Origin of the sequence: Pseudomonas sp. SLBN-26 (genome assembly GCF_006715895.1) — a bacterium.
Lineage (GTDB): Bacteria > Pseudomonadota > Gammaproteobacteria > Pseudomonadales > Pseudomonadaceae > Metapseudomonas > Metapseudomonas otitidis.
In genome coordinates, this window is record NZ_VFOB01000001.1 from 3,205,865 (window position 1) to 3,225,961 (window position 20,097).

General features: G+C 62.6%; 16 protein-coding genes, 1 tRNA gene and 1 pseudogene. 10 read left to right on the forward strand and 8 right to left on the reverse strand.

The window, feature by feature from the left end:
• Window positions 1-160: 160 nt before the first annotated feature.
• Window positions 161-1,324 carry a type III PLP-dependent enzyme gene (locus tag FBY21_RS14690; RefSeq protein ID WP_069559804.1) on the reverse strand — a complete coding sequence of 388 codons (1,164 nt, stop codon included), beginning with the start codon at window positions 1,322-1,324 and terminating at the stop codon, window positions 161-163.
• Between the two features lie 435 nt (window positions 1,325-1,759).
• On the opposite strand from FBY21_RS14690, the gene FBY21_RS14695 reads away from it, so the two are divergent.
• The 3 genes from FBY21_RS14695 to FBY21_RS14705 all read left to right on the forward strand — a co-directional run bounded on the left by FBY21_RS14695 (window position 1,760) and on the right by FBY21_RS14705 (window position 5,595).
• Window positions 1,760-3,034, forward strand: a complete 1,275-nt coding sequence (locus tag FBY21_RS14695) for a cation:proton antiporter (protein ID WP_044406899.1) — start codon at window positions 1,760-1,762, stop codon at window positions 3,032-3,034.
• A gap of 105 nt (window positions 3,035-3,139) precedes the next feature.
• Window positions 3,140-4,723, forward strand: a complete 1,584-nt coding sequence (locus FBY21_RS14700) for a peptide chain release factor 3 (protein WP_142011949.1) — start codon at window positions 3,140-3,142, stop codon at window positions 4,721-4,723.
• A gap of 83 nt (window positions 4,724-4,806) precedes the next feature.
• Window positions 4,807-5,595, forward strand: coding sequence for a TatD family hydrolase (locus FBY21_RS14705; protein WP_142011952.1), 789 nt, complete (start codon window positions 4,807-4,809; stop codon window positions 5,593-5,595).
• Window positions 5,596-5,673: 78 nt separating this feature from the next.
• On the opposite strand, the gene FBY21_RS30295 is transcribed toward FBY21_RS14705, so the two are convergent.
• The 5 genes and pseudogenes from FBY21_RS30295 to FBY21_RS14725 form a co-directional block, all read right to left on the reverse strand.
• Window positions 5,674-6,387: a methyl-accepting chemotaxis protein gene (locus FBY21_RS30295; protein WP_373874392.1), complete on the reverse strand. Its 714-nt coding sequence runs from the start codon at window positions 6,385-6,387 to the stop codon at window positions 5,674-5,676.
• Between the two features lie 144 nt (window positions 6,388-6,531).
• A pseudogene (locus FBY21_RS30300) lies at window positions 6,532-7,671 on the reverse strand (HAMP domain-containing protein); the annotation flags it as partial.
• Window positions 7,672-7,954: 283 nt separating this feature from the next.
• Window positions 7,955-8,791: a regulatory signaling modulator protein AmpE gene (gene ampE / locus FBY21_RS14715; RefSeq protein WP_142011958.1), complete on the reverse strand. Its 837-nt coding sequence runs from the start codon at window positions 8,789-8,791 to the stop codon at window positions 7,955-7,957.
• Window positions 8,788-9,351: a 1,6-anhydro-N-acetylmuramyl-L-alanine amidase AmpD gene (gene ampD / locus FBY21_RS14720; protein WP_074971659.1), complete on the reverse strand. Its 564-nt coding sequence runs from the start codon at window positions 9,349-9,351 to the stop codon at window positions 8,788-8,790. Before ampD ends, ampE begins: the two co-directional genes overlap by 4 nt.
• Window positions 9,352-9,458: 107 nt before the next feature.
• Window positions 9,459-11,756: a DUF1631 domain-containing protein gene (locus FBY21_RS14725; protein WP_142011960.1), complete on the reverse strand. Its 2,298-nt coding sequence runs from the start codon at window positions 11,754-11,756 to the stop codon at window positions 9,459-9,461.
• 315 nt (window positions 11,757-12,071) lie between these two features.
• Here FBY21_RS14725 and nadC point away from each other — a divergent pair, with 315 nt between their 5' ends.
• A complete protein-coding gene (gene nadC / locus FBY21_RS14730) occupies window positions 12,072-12,920 on the forward strand; it encodes a carboxylating nicotinate-nucleotide diphosphorylase (protein ID WP_142011963.1) in 849 nt (282 codons plus the stop codon).
• A 54-nt stretch (window positions 12,921-12,974) separates the two neighbouring features.
• Here the strand turns inward: nadC and FBY21_RS14735 are convergent.
• Window positions 12,975-13,050 (reverse strand) — tRNA-Thr (locus FBY21_RS14735).
• Between the two features lie 44 nt (window positions 13,051-13,094).
• The gene (locus tag FBY21_RS14740; protein WP_142011966.1) at window positions 13,095-14,807 is read right to left on the reverse strand and encodes a PglL family O-oligosaccharyltransferase; all 1,713 of its coding nucleotides are present in this window, start codon (window positions 14,805-14,807) and stop codon (window positions 13,095-13,097) included.
• Between the two features lie 153 nt (window positions 14,808-14,960).
• Between FBY21_RS14740 and FBY21_RS14745 the strand changes: the two genes are divergently transcribed.
• The 6 genes from FBY21_RS14745 to yacG all read left to right on the forward strand — a co-directional run bounded on the left by FBY21_RS14745 (window position 14,961) and on the right by yacG (window position 20,086).
• Entirely contained in the window at window positions 14,961-15,386 is a 426-nt protein-coding gene (locus FBY21_RS14745; protein WP_142011968.1) for a pilin, read from the forward strand.
• A 97-nt stretch (window positions 15,387-15,483) separates the two neighbouring features.
• Complete coding sequence (gene pilB / locus FBY21_RS14750) at window positions 15,484-17,187, forward strand: type IV-A pilus assembly ATPase PilB (protein WP_142011970.1); 1,704 nt, start codon at window positions 15,484-15,486, stop codon at window positions 17,185-17,187.
• Between the two features lie 3 nt (window positions 17,188-17,190).
• Window positions 17,191-18,411 carry a type II secretion system F family protein gene (locus tag FBY21_RS14755; protein ID WP_142011973.1) on the forward strand — a complete coding sequence of 407 codons (1,221 nt, stop codon included), beginning with the start codon at window positions 17,191-17,193 and terminating at the stop codon, window positions 18,409-18,411.
• Complete coding sequence (locus FBY21_RS14760; RefSeq protein WP_142011975.1) at window positions 18,412-19,284, forward strand: prepilin peptidase; 873 nt, start codon at window positions 18,412-18,414, stop codon at window positions 19,282-19,284.
• Window positions 19,281-19,892 (forward strand): dephospho-CoA kinase, encoded by a 612-nt coding sequence (coaE, locus tag FBY21_RS14765; RefSeq protein ID WP_142011977.1) that lies wholly within the window; start codon window positions 19,281-19,283, stop codon window positions 19,890-19,892. Before FBY21_RS14760 ends, coaE begins: the two co-directional genes overlap by 4 nt.
• Window positions 19,889-20,086, forward strand: a complete 198-nt coding sequence (gene yacG, locus FBY21_RS14770) for a DNA gyrase inhibitor YacG (protein WP_142011979.1) — start codon at window positions 19,889-19,891, stop codon at window positions 20,084-20,086. Before coaE ends, yacG begins: the two co-directional genes overlap by 4 nt.
• The last annotated feature ends 11 nt before the right edge of the window (window positions 20,087-20,097 follow it).

A 20,097-nucleotide genomic window follows, 5' to 3' on the forward strand; every position in this document is an offset into this window, starting at 1 on the left:
GAAGGTCCTCCCGGTGGTGAGGGGAGGCAACCTATTTGATAAGGATTCTCATGAACATCCGTTAAAGCACGCTTGGGAAATGCCCTTGCGGCAAACGGATTCCACCTACACGAAAACGACAAAGCCCGCCGTGAAGGCGGGCTTTGCCAGGGTGAAGCCCTTACAGGTAGTAGGACTTCAGCGGCGGGAAGCCGTTGAATTCCACCGCACTGTAGCTGGTGGTGTAGGCACCGGTGGAGAGCCAGTAGAGGCGATCACCGCTGGCCAGGTTCAGCGGCAGGCCGTACTTGTAGTTCTCGTACATGATGTCGGCGCTGTCGCAGGTGGGGCCGGCGATCACCACTTCCTCCATTTCGCCTTTCTTCTCGGTCCAGATGGGGAACTTGATGGATTCGTCCATGGTTTCGATCAGGCCGGAGAACTTGCCCACGTCGGTGTAGACCCAGCGCTCGACGGCGGTGCGGGACTTGCGCGCCACCAGCACCACTTCGCTGACGAGGATGCCGGCGTTGGCGATCAGGGAGCGGCCCGGCTCGAGGATGATCTCCGGCAGTTCGTCGCCGAAGTCTTCCTTGAGGAAGCGGGTGATCTCCTCCGCATAGGTCTCCAGGCTGTTGGTGCGCTGGATGTAGTTGGCCGGGAAGCCGCCGCCCATGTTGATCATCTTCAGGGTGATGCCGTCCTCTTCCTTCAGGCGTTCGAAGATCACCTTGACCTTGGCGATGGCGGCGTCCCAGACGTCGATGTCGCGCTGCTGGCTGCCGACGTGGAAGGACACGCCATAGGGGTCCAGGCCCAGTTGCTTGGCGAGGATCAGCAGGTCCAGTGCCATGTCCGGGTTGCAGCCGAACTTGCGCGACAGCGGCCAGTCGGCGGAGGTGGAACCCTCGGTGAGGATGCGCACGTAGACCTTGGCGCCGGGGGCGGCCTTGGCGATGTTGCGCAGGTCGGCCTCGGAGTCGGTGGCGAACAGGCGCACGCCCTTCTCGTAGAAGTAGCGGATGTCGCGGGCTTTCTTGATGGTGTTGCCGTAGCTGATGCGCTCCGGGCCGACGCCGGTCTTCATCACCTTGTCCAGCTCATAGATGGAGGCGATGTCGAAGTTGGAGCCCTTCTCGCGCAGCAGCTCGGTGATTTCGGTGGCCGGGTTGGCCTTCACCGCGTAGTAGATCTTGGCGAAGGGGAAGCAGCTGACCAGCTGGTCGTAGGAGTCGGCGATGGTCTGCTTGTCGATCACCACGAAGGGGGTCTCGTGCTGATCGGCAAAGGCCTTCATGCGCTGGAAAGTGGCGGGTGCGAAATAGTCTTCGACCTTGATCGACATGCTAGGGACTCCAAATGGCTGAACGGTTCTGAAAAGGTGGAGTGGTTTCGTGACATACGAAACCGCGAACGCCTGACAGTTTCCCCACTTTGGTTCGCCTACTTCCCAAGGCATGTCGCCGAGCATCACCGGTACCGGGCAAGGGCGCCGGTAACCTCTCGTCGTCAGTACTTGAGCCGGATGGATCGTTTCCAGCATGGACGTTCGGGCGCGCACTTTAGGACTGCATGTCCTACATGGCAACCAGAAAATGCCGCCGTTTCGCATCCGATTGTCGCTTGCGTGGTTGATTGTTTTTTATCCTCAACGAAGCGTCCGGAATGCTGCACAAAACCGCGTTCTTGAGCCCCTTCACGGATTTTGCGTTGGCCTGGCGGAACGCGTTCCGTATCCTTCCCGACTTCCCCCATGGACAGGCCCACACGAAGGAGTCGCATGCTCGATCTCGCCGCCAGCTTCATCGTCTTCACCACCTTCATCACCTACCTCAACTACCGCTTCACCCGGCTGCCGCCGACCATCGGCATCATGGCCACGGCGCTGCTGTTCTCGGCCATCGCAATCGGCCTGTCCGAGCTGGGCTACCCGATCCTCCACGAGGAGTCCCGCGAGCTGCTGCGGCGCATCGACTTCTCCTCGGTGCTGATGACCTGGTTCCTCCCCGCGCTGCTGTTCGCCGGTGCGCTGCACGTGGACCTGCGCGACCTGCACAGCTACAAGTGGCCCATCGGCCTGCTGGCCACCGCCGGGGTGCTGGTGTCCACCCTCGCGGTGGCGCTGCTGGCGTACTACAGCTTCGGGCTATTCGGCTGGCACGTGGACTTCATCTATTGCCTGCTGTTCGGTGCGCTGATCTCCCCCACCGACCCCATCGCGGTGCTGGGCATCCTCAAGTCGGCCGGGGCGCCGAAGCCGCTGGCGACCACCATCGTCGGCGAGTCGCTGTTCAACGACGGTACGGCGGTGGTGGTGTTCGCCATCCTGCTGAGCGTGCTGAACCTGGGCGAGGCGCCCACGGTGGCCGGCGTGGCCGGGATGTTCCTGCACGAGGCAGTGGGCGGCGTGCTGTTCGGCGCGGCCCTGGGCTATGGGGTGTTCCTGATGATGCGCAGCATCGACCAGTACCAGGTGGAGGTGATGCTGACCCTGGCGCTGGTGATCGGTGGCGCGGCGCTGGCCAACCACCTGCACGTGTCGGCGCCGCTGGCGATGGTGGTGGCGGGCCTGATCATCGGCAACCACGGCCGCACCCTGGCCATGTCGGACGAGACCCGCCGCTACCTGGACAAGTTCTGGGAGCTGATCGACGAGATCCTCAACGCCCTGCTGTTCGCGCTGATCGGCCTGGAGCTGCTGTTGCTGCCGCTGAGCTGGCTGCACGTGGCGGCGGCCATGGCCCTGGGCGCGTCGGTGCAGCTGTCGCGCCTGCTGACCCTGGCACCGGCCATCGTCCTGCTGCGGCAGAAGGCCCTGGGCCGTCGCCAGGTGCCCCGTGGCGCGATCCGCATCCTCACCTGGTGCGGCCTGCGCGGCGGTGTGTCGGTGGCCCTGGCGCTGTCGCTGCCGCCGGGCGAGGAGCGCGACCTGCTGCTGACCCTGACCTACATCGTGGTGCTGGTGTCGATCCTGGTACAGGGCCTGTCGATCGGCTCGCTGGTGCGCTGGATCTACCCCGGCCAGGCGCCACGCGGCGAGCAAGGCGAACACTAGCCCTGCACACCGGATCGCCGGCCTCTACTGAAGCCGGCGATCCGCTATAATCCCGCGCTTTTCCGGGCTCCCTGCCCGCCCTCGTTTCTAGCCAGGCAAGCACCCATGACCATCCAGGCCGCCGAAGTCGCCAAACGCCGCACCTTCGCCATCATTTCCCACCCGGACGCCGGTAAGACCACCATCACCGAGAAGCTGCTGCTGATGGGCAAGGCGATTGCCGTCGCCGGCACCGTGAAGTCGCGAAAGTCCGACCGTCACGCCACCTCCGACTGGATGGAGATGGAGAAGCAGCGCGGCATCTCCATCACCACCTCGGTGATGCAGTTCCCCTACCGCGAGCACATGATCAACCTGCTCGACACTCCCGGCCACGAAGACTTCTCCGAAGACACCTACCGCACCCTGACCGCGGTGGACTCGGCGCTGATGGTCCTCGACGGCGGCAAGGGCGTCGAGCCGCGCACCATCGCGCTGATGGAAGTCTGCCGCCTGCGCGACACGCCCATCGTCAGCTTCATCAACAAGCTGGACCGCGACATCCGCGACCCCATCGAGCTGCTCGACGAGATCGAGGCGGTGCTGAAGATCAAGGCCGCGCCCATCACCTGGCCGATCGGCTGCTACAAGGACTTCAAGGGCGTGTACCACCTGGCCGAGGACAAGATCATCGTCTACGTGCCGGGCCACGGTCATGAGCGCATCGAGACCAAGGTCATCGAGAAGCTGGACTCCGACGAGGCCCGCGCGCACCTGGGCGACCTCTACGACAACTTCCTCGAAGAGCTGGAGCTGGTGCAGGGCGCCTGCCACGTCTTCGAGAAGGACGCCTTCCTCAAGGGCGAGATGACCCCGGTGTTCTTCGGCACCGCGCTGGGCAACTTCGGTGTCGACCAGGTGCTCGACTGCATCGTCGACTGGGCACCCAAGCCGCTGCCCCGCGCCACCCACGAGCGCAACGTCGAACCCACCGAAGAGAAGTTCTCCGGCTTCGTGTTCAAGATCCAGGCGAACATGGACCCGAAACACCGCGACCGCATCGCCTTCATGCGCATCTGCTCGGGCAAGTACGAGAAGGGCATGAAGATGCGCCACGTGCGCCTGGGCAAGGACGTGAAGATCGCCGACGCGCTGACCTTCTTCTCCAGCGAGCGCGAGCAGCTGGAAGAGGCCTTCGCCGGCGACATCATCGGCCTGCACAACCACGGCACCATCCAGATCGGCGACACCTTCACCGAAGGCGAGGCCCTGGGCTTCACCGGCATCCCGCACTTCGCCCCGGAGCTGTTCCGCCGCGTGCGCCTGAAGGACCCGCTGAAGTCCAAGCAGCTGCGCCAGGGCCTGCAGGAGCTGGCCGAGGAAGGCGCCACCCAGGTGTTCTTCCCCGAGCGCAACAACGACATCATCCTTGGCGCCGTCGGCGTGCTGCAGTTCGACGTGGTCGCCAGCCGCCTGAAGGAGGAATACAAGGTCGAGTGCGCCTACGAGGCGATCAACGTCTGGTCCGCACGATGGATCGAGTGCAAGGACGAGAAGAAGCTCAAGGAGTTCCAGGACAAGGCCTTCGAGAACCTCGCCGTGGACGGCGGCGGCCACCTCACCTACCTGGCGCCTACCCGCGTGAACCTCAGCCTGATGGAAGAACGCTGGCCGGACGTGAAATTCCGCGCCACCCGCGAACACCACTGACTCGCCCCCTCGGCACGGAGGCGCCGCCCGCTGGCGGCGCCTCTGGGCTAGGCTGACAGCCAGCCCCCAGGCAGCCGACCGCCATGCTGATCGATACCCACACCCACCTGGACTTCCCCGAGTTCGATGCCGACCGCCCGGCCGTGCTGCAGCGCGCCCGTGCGCTGGGTGTGGAGCGTCAGGTGTTGATGGGGGTGTTCGAGGCCAACTGGGCGCGCATCTGGCACCTGGCCGAGACCGAACCGGACCTGTACGCCGCCTTCGGCCTTCACCCCATCTACCTCGCCGACCACCGCCCCGAGCACCTGGCGGCCCTGCGCCAGCGCCTGGAAGCCCTGGCCGGCCACCCGAAGCTGTGTGCGGTGGGCGAGATCGGCCTCGACTACTTCCTCCCCGAACTCGACCGCGACGCCCAGCAGGCGCTGTTCGAGGCGCAGCTGGCGTTGGCCGTCGACCTGCAACTGCCAGCCCTGCTGCACGTGCGCCGCAGCCACGCGGCGGTGATTGCAACCCTCAAGCGCATCCGCCCTGCCCGGGGCGGCATCGTCCACGCCTTCGCCGGCAGCTACGAGGAAGCCCGCGAATACCTGAAGCTGGGCTTCCGCCTGGGCTTGGGCGGCGCCCCCACCTGGCCCCAGGCCAACCGCCTGCGTAAGGTGGTGCCGCGCCTGCCCCTGGACGCCATCGTGCTGGAGACCGATGCGCCGGACATGGCGCCCGCCATGCATCCGCACCAGCGCAACAGCCCGGAATACCTGCCGGCCATCTGCGCCAACCTCGCCGAACTGGTGGGGCTGACGCCGGATGCCCTGGCGGCGGCCAGCAGCCGGAATGCCTGCGAGCTGTTCGGCTGGGCGCCGTTCCCGGGCTGAAGCCCGGGCTACGACCTATCCCCTAGGCCAACAAACGAAAAGCCCGCCGATTGGCGGGCTTTTGCTTGCGGCTAACGATCAGACGCGGAACGCGCCGATCAGCTGCTTGAGCTGCGCGACCAGGTCGGACAGCTGACGGCTGGCCTGTTCGGTCTGGCTGGCCCCTTGGGCGGTGCGTTCGCCGGCGCTGTTGATCTCGACGATGTTCTGGTCGATGTCGTGGGCGACGGCGGTCTGCTGCTCGGCAGCCGCGGCGATCTGCTGGTTCTGGTCGACGATCATCCCCACGGCGCCAAGGATGTTCTCCAGCGCCTGCTGCACGCGGCCGGACTGGTTGACGGTGCCGCCGGCCATCTGGTGGCTGGTGTTCATCGCCTTCACGGCCGCGCCGACACCGCCCTGCAGGCGGGCGATCATCTGTTCGATCTCCTCGGTGGACTGCTGGGTGCGCTTGGCGAGGGTGCGCACCTCGTCGGCCACCACGGCAAAGCCGCGCCCCTGCTCGCCGGCACGGGCGGCTTCGATGGCGGCGTTGAGGGCCAGCAGGTTGGTCTGCTCGGCGATGCCCTTGATCACTTCCAGCACCCGGCTGATGGAGGCGCTGTCGGACGCCAGCTGGTTGATGACATTCACCGACTGCTCGATCTCGTGGGCCAGGCGTTCGATGCTGCCCAGCTGGGATTCCACCAGGCTGCGGCCATTGACGGTCTCTTCGTTGACGCTGTGGGCGCTGCCGACGGCGGCCGCCGCGCTGCGCGCCACTTCCTGGGCGGTGGCGGACATCTGGTTCATGGCGGTGGCGACCTGCTCGATCTGGCTGCGCTGCCCGGCGACGGCGAGGTTGCTCTCCTCGGACACCTGCTGGACGCGGCCGGCCTGGCGCTCGACCTCCGAGACGGTCTGCCCGACCAGCTGGATCAGGTCATGGATCTTGGCCACGGTGCCGTTGAACACCTGCCCCAGCTCGCCCAGTTCGTCGCGGCTTTCGGCCTGGAAGCTGACGGTCATGTCGCCAGCGGCCACCTGGTCGAGCACCTTGCCCAGGCGCTTGAGGGTGGTGCGGGTGGAGACGTAGAAACCGCTGTAGAGGTAGACGATGGCGAGGAAGACACCCACCAGCGCCACCACCAGCAGGATGGTCTGGACACGCTTCTCGCCGAGGCGCTTGTCCAGGTCGCTGCGCAGGAACTCCAGGGCGGCGTCGTTCAGCGCGTAGGTCTTGTCCATCAGCGCGCTGACCTGGTCGTAGAAGGTGGCCCAAGGCGTGTCGAGGGTATCGGCCATGATCACCTGGTCCTCGAAGAGGGTGGCGGCCTCCTTGAGGGTGGCACGGCTGGCATCGGCCTGCTGGCTGAGGGCGGCCTGGGCGCGCGGGTTGCCGCTGAGGGCGTCCTGCAGCTTGAGGCCGTACTCGCTGCCGAGCTTCTCCAGGTCCAGCAGCAGGTCGTCGAGCTTGGTGCTGGCGGCGGAGTTGAGGAAGCCCTGGCCCAGGGAATAGGAACCGATGGCACGCCCCTGGCTGATGCCGGCGGTGACATCGGGGGTGACGCTGGTGATCAGCTCGGCCACCTGGCGCACATCGCGCTGGCTGTCCTGGCTGAGGCCGGCCTGGCTGGCGACCAGCTTGATGAAGACCTGGGCATTGCCGAGGAGCTTCTCGATCATCGCGCTCTTGCTCTGCAGGGAGGTTTCCTTCTGCGCGGCCTGGAGGGCGTTGAGCATTTCGTCGCGCTTGGTGTTGAACTCGGTGACCTGCTCGGCGTCGGTGGTGACCGGCTGAAGCGCCTTGAGGGCCGCGAGCACGTCCTGTTCCACGCGGGTGACGCGGCTGTCGAGGTCGCCCGCCTGGCCGGACTGGCCGATCAGGGAGTTGATCAGCACCAGGTCGTTGAGGCTTTCCAGGTTGCGCCGCAGGCCCTGGCTGGCGTGCAGCAGGTCCAGACTCTGCAGTTCGTTGCGGGTGCTGACGAACTGCTCGTAGGACTCGCGAACGAGGAAGTAGTTGGTGACGATCATCGGCAGGAAGAAAAGCACGCTGATCAGACTGAACTTCATGCCGAAGCTGAGGCGATTCATCAGCGCGATGGCCGGATACAGCAGAGTCTTCACACGACGTCTCCTGGCTTGCTTATTTATTGTTATGCGGCGTCTTGGACGGAATCAGGATGGCACGGTGACAGCATGCCGTCCCCTATCGCCCGACCTGCGGCAGACCGATCAGGGCGTCCTATGCCCGGCGATAAAAGTGACGGATATCACAAAAGACCCTCACTCGACGCAGGCCCTGTGTACCTGATATCGGCGAGGGTTTCTGTAACTTAAGGTTAAGAACGGCTACAGATCAACGCGAAAGGCGCCGTCAGAAGAACAGCGTCCACAGGGCGAAACCCGCGTACCAGAGCACGGCGGAACGGACCAGCAGGTGCCACAGGGCGTCCAGGCTGGCCACGCCCTCCTCGCCCGCGCTGGACTCGGGCAGCTCGCCGGCAGCACGCCCGGCGATCACCACGAAACGCTCGGCGGACATCTCCCAGTTGAGCAACTCGTGCAGCAGCACGCGGCTGACGGCGACGAAGTTGCCCACCAGGGAGAAGCTGGCCGCCAGCACCCGCACCGGTACCCAGTCGAAGGCATGCCGCACCTGGCGGGCCTGCTCGCGGATGGCGGGGGACGCGGCGCGCTCCTCGGCCAGGGCCAGCAGGCGGTAGGCCAGGGCCGCCACCGGGCCCAGCAGGAAGTACCAGAAGATCACCGCGAAGAAGCTCTGGTAGGCCTGCCAGACCAGATACTCCTGCACCCGCATCAGCAGGTCGTCGCCCTCCTCCACCCGCAGGCCCAGATCGCGCTCGGCGACATGCAGGGCACCCTGGGTATCGCCCCGGCGCCAGGCGTCGCGGAAGGAGCCGAGGTCGGCCTGGACATCGCCACGGCCAAGGGCGAAGACCACCACCAGCAGGTGCACCGGCAGGGCCAGCCAGCCATAGGCCAGGGGCTGCAGCAGGGTCAGCAGCAGGGCCAGCGCCACCAGCGGCAGCACCACCCAGATCCCCAGCGCCAGCCAGGGCCGCCCCGCCAGGGGGCGGCTGGCGGCGGCGCCATCCAGCTGCCGCAGCCAGGCACTGTCCCGTTGCAGGCGCTGGCGCCAGTTGGAGAGTTTCTCGATCCACAGCACCAGCAGCAGTACCAGGAAGCTCATGGGGTCATCTCCTTATGCAGCAGGCTGGCGCGCAACCGCGCCCAGTCGAAAGCGGGCCCTGGGTCTGTCTTGCGCACGGGGGCGATGTCGCTGTGGCCGCAGACCCGCTCGGGGGTTATGGCGGGGTAGGCACGTAGCAAACCACGGGCCAGGCGGCCCAGGGCGTCGTACTGGGCATCGCTGTAGGGCAGGTCGTCGGTGCCCTCCAGTTCGATGCCCAGGGAAAAGTCGTTGCAGTTCTCGCGACCTTCGAAAGAGGACTTGCCGGCGTGCCAGGCGCGGTCGAGGCAGGAGACGAACTGGGTCACCCGGCCGTCGCGCTCGATGAGGAAGTGTGCGGACACCTGCATGTCGGCGATGCCGGCGAAGTAGGGATGCTCGTCGGCGTCCAGGCGGTTCTGGAAGAACTCCACCACCTTGCCAGTGCCGAACTGGCCCGGGGGCAGGCTGATGTTGTGAATGACCAGCAGGGAGATCTCCCCGTGCGGACGGGCATTGAAGTTGGGCGAGGGGCAGTGGCGGGCGTCTTCACACCAGCCGGTGGCGATGTCCGGTTGCATGGCGGCTCCTTGATCCGCCGACACTCTAGAGCAGCCTGCTGCCCGGGCCAAGGCCCGGAAACGCAGACGCCCGGCCGGGGCCGGGCGTCCTGGGTGAAGCGCCTGGATCAGGCGCCCTTGAGCTTGCGCAGGTTGCCGATCACCGATTCCAGGGCCCGGTCGAACAGCAGGGCGTCGTCCAGCAGGCGGATGGCGCCACGGCGGAACTCCACGGCCAGGCCCATGCGGGTCTTCTCCAGCACCTTCATGCCGGTGCGGTTGACGAAGATGTACTTGCCGGTGGGCTTGATGATCGCCGCCAGCTTGCAGCGGACCTTGTGGTCCTCGTCTTCCTGGAACTCGACCCAACTGCCGACACGCAGGTTGTCCACCTGGTCCAGGGCCTCGTCGCCCTCGGGCAGCGAGGCTTCCGGCTCGGGCGCGCGGCTTTCGCCGGGCGCCAGCAGGATGATCTCTTCCACCACCTCGACCATGGCCGGCGCTTCTGCAGCGGCTTCCAGCTCCAGTTCGGGCAGGTCCACGACCAGGGCGGCATCTGCGGCTATCGGCGCATCGGGTTCGGCGACGTCGGCCACCACCGGCTCCGGCTCGGGGCGTTTGAAGCGCTGGAAGGCCTGGACATGCAGGGATTCCAGCTGGCTGAAGAATTCGCTGGTGGAGAACGGGTCGAAGGCGGCGCTGGTCAGCCCTTCGCGCAGCGACTTGAGCAGGCCGGGCACCAGTTCCAGCAGGCGCATGCGGGCCTCGGGCGCCTCGTGGGGCTCCACGCTCCAGATCAGGTCGTCCATGGTGGCCAGGGTGGCGCGCCACTCTTCGGACTCGGCACCGTGCTTGAGGCAGGTGAGCAGCATCACCTTGCTCCAGGCTTCCTGCAGCAGGCGCACCACCACTTCGGGCAGGGTACGGCCCAGCAGGCGCTCGTTGAGGGCCTGCTCCACCTGCTGGCGAGCCAGCTCGGCCTTGGCGCGGCCTTCTTCGGCGTCACGGGTGCGCTGTTCCAGCAACTCGCTGCGGCGGCGCTCGTCGCCGGTATAGGCGAGGAAGTCGGACAGCAGGTCGGAGAAGATGCCCGGATCGTCGACGAAATCGTTCAGCAGGCGCAGCACCACCTGTTCGATGCGCTGGTAGAGCACGTCGCGCTGGAGGTCGTCCTGCTCGCTCCAGCCCATGGCGGCCGAGGCGATCTCGTTGAGCAGGCGGCGCGCTGGGTGGCTGCCGCGGCTGAAGAAGGTCTTGTCCAGCACGGCGACCTTGAGCATCGGGATCTGCAGGCGGCCGATGAGGGCCTTGAGCGAATCCGGCAGGGAGCGGTCGTCGAGGATGAATTCGAAGAGCATCGACACCAGGTTGATGACGTCGTCATCCACCTGACCGACTACACGGGAACGGCCGCTCTTGGCGCTGGCGCGGGTGAGCAGGCTGTCCAGCTGGAAGCGGACGTCGATGTCGTCCACTTTCTGTACGGACAGGTGCTGCTGCAGGTGCGACAGCAGGCGCATGAGGTCGTTGCTGGTGATGGGCACGGCATCGGCCGGCACCTCACGGCGGGGCAGCCCGCTGCCACGCACTTCGGAGAGCAGGGCCTGCAGGGCGCCGAAGACTTCCTGGACCTCTTCGCTGGCCATGTCGGCGACGACACCGGCGGCATCCCCGCCAGCAACGGCGGAACGCGCAGTGCCCGGGGCGCGGCCTTGGGGACGGCGGGCCGGGGGCGCAGACTTCAGCTCCGGCAGCACGCCGGCGGTGATCAGCAACTGGTTGGCTTCCGCGTAGAGCTGGTCCAGTTCAGTCAGCACGTACTTGTCGAACAGCTTGAAGATGATCAGCTTGACCTTGATCTCCACGCCCAGGCTGCGGCAGGCGTCGAGGAAGGCCTCGCACAGGGCGCGCGGGCCGAGCGGGTTGGTACGGTCGTCGATCTTCTTGCTGACGAGGGTATTGATGCGGGTGGTGAGGTGGCCGAGGGCCACAGCGTCACGGCTCATCACCTTGGACACCATGGTGTCCTGGGCGACGGACTCTTCGAGGTCGTCGTTCTGGACCAGGCTCAGGCTCTCGAACGACACCGCGTCGAGCTGCGGCGCGCGGCCGATCTCGTACTGGTTGAGGTTGGAGAAAGTCTCGAAGACCTTTTGCAGGAAGCCACGCTCGATGCTCTTGCGCTTGAGGCGCAGGTCGCGCATGGCTTCGAAGAATGCATTCTGCTCGGCGTTGCTGGTCGCGCGGTCGGCCATCTGGAAGAGGGTGTCGTCCGCGTTGTCGAACAGCGCCTGCAGCGCTTGCTTGAGCTGTTGTGCAGCCTTGTCGCGCACCTGGATGAGTGCCACGGGCAGCCTTCCTACCGGCGAAGTTGGCGTTTGCTCGGAGGCGCCCTTGAGAGGCACCACGTTCGCGTCGGTCTGCATAGCGAGTCTCCCGCAGCCGACCACCTGGGACAGGGGATTCGGACTGCTCAGCTACGTTGAAGGATCACTTCAACGTCAAGCCTCTGGCGTCAAATAGAGAAATTCAGACTCATTATAGGGATACTCGTTCCGCAACCAAGGGGACACTTCCTGCAGTTATGACGCATGTCACACAGAACCCAACCCTTGTAGGCACGCGGCTGACAGCCGGTGCCGTTCTGAATATCTAGCAGAAAGCCAGCGACCGTTACCACCGCCGCTGCACCGGCGGTCCGCCGGCCTCTATAATCGCGCCATCTCGCAGCGGAGCCTCCCATGCCCAACCTGACCCTTGCCGACCTGAGCGCGGAAATCGAAGCCAACGTACGGCGCGCACTGACCGAGGACATCGGCAGCGGCGACATCACCGCCCAGCTCATCCCCGAGGAACGCCTCGCCCATGCCACGGTGATCACCCGCGAAGCCGCTGTGATTGCTGGGACCGCGTGGGTCGACGCGGTATTCCGCCAACTCGACCCTCGCGTGGCCGTGCACTGGCAGGTGGCGGACGGTGATCGCGTCCAGCCCAACCAGCCCCTCTTCCACCTGGAAGGCCCGGCGCGGGCACTGCTCAGTGGTGAGCGCAGTGCGCTGAACTTCCTCCAATGCCTCTCCGGCGTCGCCACCCGCGTCGCTCACTATGTGGAGCTGGTGAAAGGCACCTCGGTGAAGCTGCTGGATACCCGCAAGACCCTGCCCGGCCTGCGCCTTGCGCAGAAGTACGCCGTCACCTGCGGCGGCGGGCATAACCATCGGATCGGCCTGTACGACGCGTTCCTGATCAAGGAAAACCACATCGCCGCCTGCGGCGGAATCACCCAGGCCATCAACGCCGCCCACCACATCGCCCCCGGCAAGCCGGTTGAAGTGGAGGTGGAAAACCTGGACGAACTGCAACAGGCGCTGGATGCCGGTGCCGACATCATCATGCTGGACGAGCTGAGCCTCGACGACATGCGCACCGCCGTCACCCTGACCGCCGGCCGCGCCAAGCTGGAAGCCTCCGGCGGCATCAACGACACCACCCTGCGCACCATCGCCGAGACGGGAGTCGACTACATCTCCATCGGCACCCTGACCAAGGATGTCCGGGCGGTGGACCTGTCCATGCGGCTCAGCCTCTAAGGGCCAACCGCCAGAAAGCAAAAAGCCCCGCGATCGCGGGGCTTTTTGTTGAGCTGGTGCCGGAAACAGGAATCGAACCTGCGACCTTCGCGTTACGAGTGCGCTGCTCTACCTACTGAGCTATCCCGGCGGCGGGGCGGAATTTAGCATTCAGACGCAAAGCAGGCAACTTGCTCATTTTTGGAAGAGAACAGAGAAATCCACTTCAGGGAAGGCTGCTTTCGCTTCATCAAGCGAGTTGTACATGAAAGCTTCAATACCTGAGCTTCCATAATACACCCGACTGTCTTGCACAGTTCTCTTTCCTGCATCTACATCCCCAGTAGCAACTTGCAGAATAGCCAGTCGGGCCATAAGCGGAGGGTATGGCACATAGCGCTGAAATCTTTCTAGAACTTCCCGCTCCTGGATCGCTGTCTTTTTAGAAACCTGAAAATTGGCAAAATAAACGATGTAGCCCGTCGACTCCATCAAAGGGTCTTTCATCATGGCACTCATGAAGTTGTACTCCTCAATCTTCACTGGCGCGCGAACGAGATACTGGATGAATGACCAATAAAACCGCTCTACCAAAGGCACATAAACGGCAACCATCACAAACAGCACAAAGCCAAGAACGGCGGAAAAAAGCTTGCTCAGACGTAGCTTCAACGTTACTCCCGGACTAGGCAGACTTCCCATCAGCAGAAGGTTGAGAACCAGGAAGGTCATTATCCAAAGAGGAAACTCGAAGAGGCTATAGATTGCAAATATCAGAAGAACCGAAATCGGCAGTAGGTTCTGTTCCCATTTCAGGGCGCGCCAGGCCGAAAAGCAGAAGAACGCACCAAACGCCAGACACCAAATACCACCCAGCACACCCAACTCAACCAGCAACTGCAAAAACACGTTATGACTGTGCGTGAACAGACCAGCACCTGAACTTACACCCTCAGCGACATGCTCTGTAAATGCAGCATGCGAGTAGTTGCCAATCCCGACGCCAAACCAAGGATTTTCCTTCCAGACGTCAAATGCGATTTTCCATTCCGTCAGTCGCGCCGGACTGTCGATTCCGCGCTGCCCGATGGCCTGCATACGGCCATCCAGAACTCCTTCCGGTACAAACTGAGCCAACCACTGGAGCAGCCCAGGCATAGCCGGCATCAGCACAAGCGTAGAAAGCAGGCCACAAGTCAGCACGATGCAGTACCGCCCCCGCGCCTGCCCTCTCAACCACAAAAGAACCACAAGGCAAAACCACCCCAACAAGGCTGACCTTGATCCGGACATCAGAAGTCCACAGATACAGAGCACCATACCAACGGCCAGAGCAAGCGTATTGATGGCACGCCGATGGTACAGCCATGCTCCGGACAGCCCCCCCATCAGACAGAGAAATCCGAAGTAGTTACTCTGCCCGATGAGGCCAATCATTCGCTCCGACTGAACCTTGGGCACCAAAGCGTCGAATCCACTCCACAGAAGACCGAAATGCCGGAGCCCCCCCATGACAGCTCCGAACACTGCACAAACAAACAACACCCAGGCCAGCCGATCAGCAGTACGCCAATCGGACCAATCCAGTTGCTCGCCCACGATCAAAGCCAGCGCCCCAATGAACCAATAGAGAAGGTAGGCAAGCTTCCCAGATGCGAAAGTGGCTGGCTGAATCAATGCAGAGGCCAGAAACAGTCCACCCAAGGCGAGCCACAGGGCGGAACCCAGGGAGAACCGGTACTCACGATGACACCACATCAGCCAAGCCGCTCCGGCCACAACGGAGCATGCAGCGATGAGTTCTTCGATGTAGTTGAGCAAAGGGAAAAGGTGAAGCGGATTGCTGAAGGAGATCGCAAGCATCACCAGAACAAAGGAGAAAACTCGCAGAACGTTTGGCCTAGGCATTCTTGGCAACTCATTGACGTTTTTTGTCAGCTTTTACCCCACCTCCTCCCGGCACCGCCCTACAGAGTGCGACACAAAAAGTTGGCAAGACTCTTGCTTGAGAGCATGTCAGCTGCCAACGCAGTCGTAAACATCTACCTCGGAGAAACACGAATGAAAGCTCAAAAAGGCTTCACCCTGATCGAACTGATGATCGTTGTCGCCATCATCGGCATCCTGGCTGCCATCGCCATCCCGGCCTACCGCAACTACATCGCTCGTGCCGAAGCCAATACCGGCCTGCAGGCCATTGCTCCGCTGAAAACCGCTGTCGAGGACGGCTTTGCGCGTGGCCTGGCGGGCGCCTCGGTATCCAGCCTCGGCCTTCTGGGCACCAGCATTAGCGCCAGCCCCCTGGGTAGCATTGCTGCCGACTTCGAGGATGACGGCTCCGGCACCCTGACCTTCACCTTCAACGGCCAAGCCAGCCCGATTCTTCGCAGCCCTTCTGCGGTTCATACTCTCCAACGTAATACAGATGGTACCTGGACCTGCGCCTCCACCGCTCCGGTAGATTTCCGTCCCCGCGGCTGCAACTGATCATTGATCAGTTCAAACAAGGCACCTTCGGGTGCCTTGTTTGTTTATGCTTGTATGATTCTGAAGCCCTTCACACTTGCCAAACGGACGATGCTTGATGAGTGACTCAATTTCCCTCACCGGCCTGGCTCGCCAGATTGTGATTGCCAACCTGCTCGACGAGAAAAATGCCCAACAGGCTCAGCAGCAGGCCCTGCGCAACAAGATGTCGCTGGTGACGTACATCGTCCAGAACAAGCTGGTCAAGAGCCGCCCGTTAGCAGAAATTGCGGCTGAACAGTTCGGCGTTGCGTTCCTTGATCTGAGTGCTGTTGACAAGGAGTCGCAACCTAAGGATCTGATCAGCGAAAAGCTGATCCGCCAGCACCGTGTCCTTCCTCTATGGCGCAGAGGCAATAAACTTTTTATCGGCGTCTCGGATCCGACCAACCATCAAGCTGTTACCGATGTGCAATTCAGTACCGGTCTCACCACCGAAGCCATCCTGGTGGAAGACGACAAACTCGGCGAAGCCATTGAGAAATTCTTCGACTCTGCAAATAGCGGTATGGAGGACCTCGGCGATGTCGACCTCGATGGCGTGGACATCGAAAGTGTCGACGAAGACAAGGATGACAAGGGAACAGGCGCTGAAGCTGACGATGCGCCCGTCGTGCGGTTCGTCAACAAGATGCTGCTGGACGCCATCAAGGGCGGCTCGTCCGACCTGCACTTCGAGCCTTATGAGAAGGCTTACCGCGTCCGTTTCCGTACCGATGGCGTACTGCATGAAGTCGCCCGGCCGCCGATTCAGTTGGCCAGTCGCATCTCCGCACGCCTCAAGGTGATGGCGTCCCTGGATATCTCCGAGCGTCGCAAACCGCAGGACGGCCGGATCAAGATGAAGATATCCAAAACCAAGGCCATCGACTTTCGCGTCAACACCTTGCCCACGCTGTGGGGTGAGAAGATCGTTATGCGAATCCTGGACCCCTCCAGCGCCCAGATGGGCATCGACGCACTGGGGTATGAGGAGTCGCAGAAAGAGCTCTACCTCAATGCCTTGAAGCAACCACAAGGCATGATTCTGGTGACCGGCCCAACTGGATCCGGTAAAACCGTGTCTCTCTATACCGGCCTGAACATTCTCAACACAGTCGACATCAACATCTCGACAGCCGAAGACCCCGTCGAAATCAACCTGGAAGGTATCAACCAAGTCAACGTAAACCCACGACAGGGCATGGACTTCTCGCAAGCCCTTCGTGCCTTCCTCCGCCAGGACCCCGACGTGATCATGGTGGGTGAGATCCGAGACCTAGAGACGGCGGAAATCGCGATCAAGGCTGCACAAACCGGCCATATGGTGATGTCAACCCTCCACACCAACAGTGCTGCCGAAACACTGACGCGTTTGCGCAACATGGGGGTTCCAGCCTTTAACATTGCTACGGCAGTCAACCTGATCATCGCCCAGCGCCTCGCGCGCAAGCTGTGCGGTGTATGCAAGAAGGAAGTGGAGGTCCCACGCGACACACTCCTCAAGGAAGGCTTTCCGGAAGAAAAAATCGGCACCTTCAAACTCTATGGCCCCGTCGGTTGCGATAGCTGCAAAGGCGGCTACAAGGGAAGGGTGGGTATTTATGAAGTGGTTAAAAACACCCCGGCCCTGCAACGCATTATCATGGAGGAAGGCAACTCCATCGATATCGCGGCTCAGATGCGAAAAGATGGCTTCAACGACCTGCGCACGTCAGGCCTCTTGAAAGCCATTCAAGGCGTGACGAGTCTCGAGGAAGTCAACCGCGTCACCAAGGATTAACCAATGGCGGAAAAAGCTTTAAAAACCAGCCTATTCAGCTGGGAAGGCACCGACAAGAAAGGCGCTAAGGTCAAAGGGGACATGAGCGGTATCAACCCATCCTTGGTGAAGGCACAGTTGCGCAAGCAGGGGATCAATCCGACCAAAGTCAAGAAGAAAGGTGCCTCGCTGTTTGGCCAAGGCAAGAAAATCAAGCCGCTTGATATTGCGCTTTTTACCCGTCAAATGGCGACAATGATGAAAGCAGGCGTTCCCCTGCTTCAGAGTTTTGACATCATTGGCGAGGGTGTCGACAACCAGAACATGCGCAAACTGGTTGAAGAGGTCAAGCAAGAGGTTGCAGCAGGAAATAGCTTTGCGAACTCTCTGAGAAAAAAGCCTCTTTATTTCGACGAGCTGTACTGCAACCTCGTAGATTCCGGAGAGCAATCTGGGGCATTAGAAAGTCTTTTGGATCGAGTGGCCACGTACAAGGAAAAGACCGAGTCCCTGAAGGCTAAAATTAAGAAGGCGATGACATACCCCATCGCAGTCGTCATTGTTGCCTTAATCGTTTCTGCCATCTTACTTATTAAGGTTGTGCCTCAATTTCAAGCCGTTTTTGCAGGTTTCGGAGCTGAGCTGCCAGCCTTCACAATGATGGTTATCCATCTTTCCGAGTTCCTTCAAACTTGGTGGTTCGTGGTCTTAATTGCCATTTTCGGAACATCCTTCAGCATTCGTGAACTGCACAGGCGCTCCAAGAAATTTAGAGACGGCGTCGACAGAGGGGTACTCAAGCTCCCCATCGTGGGCGACATCCTCTACAAGTCCGCCGTAGCACGCTATGCCCGTACTCTGTCCACCACTTTCGCAGCAGGTGTGCCTTTGGTGGAAGCGCTTGACTCGGTCTCCGGTGCAACCGGCAACGTGGTCTTCAAAGAGGCGGTGAACAAGATCAAGCAGGACGTTTCCACCGGCATGCAGCTCAACTTCTCGATGCGGACCACCGGTGTGTTCCCAGCGATGGCCATCCAGATGACTTCGATCGGTGAAGAGTCTGGCGCGCTGGATACCATGCTCGACAAGGTCGCCTCGTTCTATGAGGAAGAAGTGGACAATGCTGTCGATAACCTGACGACGCTGATGGAGCCCCTGATCATGGCAGTTCTGGGCGTACTGGTCGGCGGCCTGATCATCGCGATGTACCTCCCCATCTTCCAGCTCGGCTCGGTAGTAGGCTAAGTGACCGTTCTCGACTTCCTGGCCGGCAACTTGCCGGCCTTTGTTTCCTGCGTATTCCTCCTCGGTCTCTTGGTCGGCAGTTTCCTCAACGTGGTCATTTACCGCTTGCCGGTGATGATGTTCCGCGACTGGAAGATCCAGGCCCGCGAGGCTCTGGAGTTGCCGCCGGAGCCGCCGGGCGAGACGTTCAACCTGGTTCTGCCGAACTCCCGCTGCCCCCATTGCCAGCACGAGATCAAGGCCTGGGAGAACATCCCGGTGGTGAGCTGGCTGGCCCTGGGCGGCAAGTGTTCGTCGTGCAAGGCACCGATCAAGAAGCGCTACCCGCTGGTGGAACTGGCCTGCGGGCTGCTTTCCGCCTACGTCGCCTGGCACTTCGGCTTCACCTGGCAGGCGGGCGCCTTCCTGGTGCTGACCTGGGGTTTGCTGGCGATGAGCATGATCGACATCGACCACCAGCTGCTCCCCGACTCCCTGGTGCTGCCGCTGCTCTGGCTCGGGCTGATCGTCAACAGCCAGGGGCTGTTCACCGGGCTGGAGGATGCCCTCTGGGGCGCGGTAGGCGGCTACCTGAGCCTGTGGAGCGTGTACTGGGTGTTCAAGCTGGTGACCGGCAAGGAAGGCATGGGCTATGGCGACTTCAAGCTGCTGGCCATGCTCGGCGCCTGGGGTGGCTGGCAGGTGCTGCCACTGACCATCCTGCTGTCGTCTCTGGTCGGCGCGGTACTGGGGATCATCATCCTCAAGCTGCGCGATGCCGACAGCGGCACGCCCATTCCCTTCGGCCCCTACCTGGCAATTGCCGGCTGGATCGCATTGCTCTGGGGTGATCAAATAACCGGGACCTATCTGCAGTTCGCCGGTTTCAAATGACCACACCCTGGATTCTTGGCCTCACAGGCGGCATCGGCAGCGGCAAGAGTGCCGCTGCCGCTCACTTCAACGCCCTGGGCGTCCACATGGTGGATGCCGATCACGCCGCCCGCTGGGTGGTGGAGCCCGGCCGCCCTGCCCTGGCTCGCATCGCCGAGCATTTCGGCGAAGGCGTCCTCCTGGCCGACGGGCAGCTCGACCGCGCCGCCCTGCGCCAGCACATCTTCCAGCACCCGGAGGAACGCCGCTGGCTGGAAAACCTGCTGCATCCGCTGATCAACCAGGAGATCGCCAGCAACCTGGCCGAGGCCAAGTCCCCCTACGCCATCCTGGTTTCGCCGCTGCTCATCGAGTCCGGGCAGCACCGCATGACCCAGCGCGTGCTGGTGGTGGACGTCCCCGAGGCCCTGCAAGTGCAGCGCACCATGGCCCGTGATGGCGTCTCCGAGGAACAGGTCCAGGCCATCCTCAAGGCCCAGACCGACCGGGACAAGCGCCTGGCTGCCGCCCACGACGTGCTGCTGAATGACCGGGACCTGGCCTGGATGCGCACCGAAGTCGAACGACTGCACGCCTTCTATCTGACACTGCGAGGAGGCCAGCCATGAGCCAACCCATGACCGTTGAATGCCCCACCTGCGGAGCGCCCGTCGAATGGGGCCCGCACAGCCCCAACCGGCCCTTCTGCTCCCACCGCTGCAAGCTGATCGACCTGGGCGCCTGGGCCGCCGAAGAGCACGCCATCCCCGGTGACAACCTTGAGGACGAACTGTTCTCCGGTGACCTCCCTGACCGTCACTGATCCCATGCGCC